Annotated in this window: 4 protein-coding genes; all 4 read left to right on the top strand. The window is 34.0% G+C overall.

The window, feature by feature from the left end; all coding sequences use genetic code 11:
• The coding region (locus tag RMN92_RS06015; protein WP_309608563.1) for a T9SS type B sorting domain-containing protein at positions 1 to 1,095 on the top strand (1,095 nt) is incomplete at its 5' end.
• Positions 1,096 to 1,115: 20 nt separating this feature from the next.
• Positions 1,116 to 2,102 carry a type IX secretion system membrane protein PorP/SprF gene (locus tag RMN92_RS06010; RefSeq protein ID WP_309608565.1) on the top strand — a complete coding sequence of 329 codons (987 nt, stop codon included), beginning with the start codon at positions 1,116 to 1,118 and terminating at the stop codon, positions 2,100 to 2,102.
• Positions 2,103 to 2,113: 11 nt separating this feature from the next.
• Complete coding sequence (locus RMN92_RS06005) at positions 2,114 to 3,301, top strand: phosphoglycerate kinase (RefSeq protein WP_309608562.1); 1,188 nt, start codon at positions 2,114 to 2,116, stop codon at positions 3,299 to 3,301.
• Between the two features lie 74 nt (positions 3,302 to 3,375).
• On the top strand, positions 3,376 to 4,011 hold a 636-nt coding region (locus tag RMN92_RS06000; RefSeq protein ID WP_409024847.1), incomplete at its 3' end, for a transglycosylase SLT domain-containing protein.

Raw genomic sequence — 4,011 nt, 5'->3', positions numbered from 1 at the left:
GAACCTGCCACTTCATTAACTGCACCTAATCCAACATTTACGAATGAGATTTGTTTTGGAGACAATAATGGTATCATTACCTTTGAAGGTATTACAGGAGGAACACCACCTTATTTTGCTACTCAAAATTATACAACAGTTACAGTAAATGGAGTTATAACAGACACTTCAACTTATGTTGCAATAAATAATCTTGCACTTAGCGGTCCAAATTCTCATGTTTTCCAAAACTTACCAGGCGGAGTAACTTATAGTATTGCTATCAAGGATAATAACGGTTGTATTTCTAGATTTAATCAATTGATTAAAAAAGGAGATAACATAATTCCAAATCCTCTTGTAAGTTTCCCGTGTGTGAACAACTTGCCAGCGGTTAAAATTGAAGTTCAGAATTTAGGTAATCCACCTGGATTTGGATTTGATCCAGCTATAAATTATATTTTCACTTTGAACAATATAACAGCAGCTCCAGTTCAAGTAGGCCAACAAGCAACTAACGTATTTGACTCGGCTACCTATGCAAGCTTATTGATTACTCCGGGTAATTATACTGTCGATGTAGAGAACCAATTTACTTGTTTGAAAACTTCGGCACCGTTTACCATATCTGCTACAGATGTTGATCCGTTAACATTGGTATTGGCTCAAGGCGGTTTAAATGAAATTGTGGCTACTTCAACAGGAGGTTCAGGTGGAAACACTTATACTTTCAATGGGGTAAGTACTGGCAACATCAATACATATATTTATGGAGTTACAGCAATTTATACGGTTGTAGTAACGGATAGTAGTGGCTGTACCGCAACCGCAGCTGGACCATTCGTATTTATACCTATTGAAATTCCAAATGTATTTACTCCAAACGAGGATGGAAATAATGATGGATGGGCGCCACAAAATACATCCAATTATAAAAACCTAATTGTTTACATTTATGATCGTTATGGTCGTAAAATTGCTGAACTCAAACAGGGTCAAACGTGGAATGGTAAATACAACAACAACGAATTGCCAACTGGAGATTACTGGTATGTGATAAAAGTTAATGAAAACGATGATCGTGAATATGTAGGTCATTTCACATTGTATAGATAATTTAAATTCACGAAACTATGATGACATCTAAATATATACTAGAAATTACAAAGAGAGCTTTATTAATTATTTTAATTTGCTCTATTAATAAAAGCTACAGTCAGGAATTAAACCTGCCTGTAGCTACACAATACCTAGCAGACAATCCTTTTGTGATTTCACCTACATTTGCTGGAATTGGCGATAATTTCAGGATTAGAGCCAATGGTTTCCGTCAGTGGATTGGTATAGATGATGCACCTCAAAATCAAGCTTTGTATGCAGATTTTAGAATTGGCGACCAATCAGGAATTGGAATCAATTTGTACAATGATAAAAATGGGTTGACCAGACAAACAGGTGGAAAGTTTTCTTTTGCACATCACATCATTTTAGATTATTACTCCAAACAATATTTGTCTTTTGGTATTTCATTCAATTTAAATAATTTTAGACTCGAAAGCGAAAAATTTAATATTGCAGACGTAAGTATTACAAGTGATCGATTTACTTCAAATAATAATTTCGATGTTGGTTTTTTGTATAGAAATAAAGGATTTTATGCTAGTTTCAATGCTAGCAATATTTTACCAAAAGACATCAAACAATTCTACAGAGCTGAACCAAATTTATTGCGAAATTATCAGTTATATACGGGTTACGTTTATAGAAGCAATCGAGACAGCAGAACCGAATTTGAACCTTCAGCCTACTTTCAGTATTTTGAAAGCGACAAACGTTCTAGTACCGATTTAAACGTGAAAATGCGTTTCTTAGACAATCAAAGAACAGGTTATTATTGGATAGGCGCTTCTTATCGTTTCTTAAATGATCAACCATTAAAACCATTGACAGTTGGTCCAATGATTGGTTTGAAAAAAGCAAACTTCTATTTTGCCTATTCGTATCAGTTAACCTTAAACGAACTGGCGGGTTTCAATTCTGGAACGCACATGATTACTTTAGGATTGGATTTCTTGCAAGGTATAAGCAATTGTCCTTGTACACAAACACAAGTAAATTATTAATATTTTTTAGAATGAAAACCATTTCCGATTTCAATTTTCAAAATAAAAAAGCGTTAATAAGAGTTGATTTTAATGTGCCTCTTGATGATCATTTTAAAGTGACCGATGTAACTCGTATAGAAGCTGCAAAACCAACTATTGATAAAATTATTTCCGATGGTGGTAGTGTTATATTAATGTCGCATTTAGGAAGACCAAAAGGAATTCAAAAAGAATTTTCATTAGAGCATATAGTTCAAAAAGTTTCAGAAATACTCAAAACTGATGTAAAATTTCTATCAGATTGCATTGGTGAAAAAGCCGAAAGTGCTGCACAAAATTTAAAACCAGGAGAAATACTTTTGCTGGAAAATCTTCGGTTTTATAAAGAAGAAGAAGTTGGCGATGTCGAGTTTTCAAAAAAACTTGCTAAACTTGGCGATATTTATGTAAACGATGCTTTTGGAACGGCACACAGAGCCCACGCCTCAACAACAATTATTGCACAATTTTTTCCAAACAATAAATGTTTTGGTCTATTGATGGCCAAAGAAATAGAAAGTTTGAACAAAGTACTTAAAAACAGTCAAAAACCAGTAACTGCTGTTTTGGGTGGAAGCAAAGTTTCCTCAAAAATTACGGTCATAGAAAATATATTGGATAAAGTTGACCACATGATTATTGGTGGCGGCATGACTTTTACTTTTGTAAAAGCACTTGGCGGAAACATAGGAAATTCTATTTGTGAAGATGACAAACAAGAATTGGCACTAGAAATTTTGCGACTTGCCAAAGAAAAAAATGTTCAAATTCATATTCCGGTTGATGTAGTTGCGGCAAACGCTTTTGCCAATGATGCAGAAACCAAAATAACAGATGTTACAAAAATTCCTGATGGTTGGCAAGGTCTTGATGCAGGTCCAAAATCATTGGAAAACTTTAAAAAAGTAATTTTAGACTCAAAAACAATACTTTGGAACGGTCCTTTGGGTGTTTTTGAAATGCCAAACTTTGCAAACGGAACCATCAAATTGGGCAATTTTATAGCCGAAGCAACCAAAAAAGGAGCATTTTCATTGGTTGGTGGTGGCGATAGTGTGGCCGCAGTCAAACAGTTTGGTTTTGAACACAAAGTAAGTTATGTATCCACTGGCGGCGGCGCCATGCTCGAAATGCTAGAAGGCAAAATTTTGCCTGGAATAGCTGCAATTTTAGATTAAAACAGCAAGTTTAACAATTTTTTTTATCAATTATCGTTAGAAGATTTATAAGTTTACAGCCCAAATACAACTTATTGACAGATAACGATTTAAAACCTACTACTATGATAAATAAGAAATTCACTTTTATTTTACTCTTTTTTACAACACATTTTTTTTATGCTCAAGTAGTTACATTGCCTGACACTGTAAAAATTCCACAAGTAAAAACTTCGTTTTTAGATTCAATCAAAGGCTCATTTGTCAACTACAAATCATGTGACAGAACAGACGATTTGTGGGCAAAAGAACTCTGCAATCTAGACTTATATAACGATTTAATAAAAGATATTGAAACCATAAATCCAGAAACACCGGTTGATTATGAATTGTCTACCGAAGTTTTCAAAGAAAGATTGCGTTTGCTCGATGAAAAATCTGCCTTCAATATAGAATATAATGTAGGTTTGGAAAACATCGTAAAATCGTTCTTAAAAAATCGTAGAAAATCGTATGAAAGGTTGATGGGACTTTCACAATATTACTTCCCTATTTTTGAGGAAGCCATGGCAAAACACAATATTCCTCTGGAAATAAAATACTTAGCTGTAGTAGAATCTGCATTGAAACCAAAAGCAGTTTCCAGAATGGGCGCTACTGGTTTATGGCAATTTATGTACCATACCGGGAAACAATACAAATTAAATATTGATACTTATGTAGATGAACGC

This window comes from Flavobacterium sp., assembly GCF_031363805.1.
Taxonomy (GTDB): Bacteria; Bacteroidota; Bacteroidia; order Flavobacteriales; family Flavobacteriaceae; genus Flavobacterium.
This window is presented reverse-complemented; position numbering and strand designations above follow the sequence as displayed.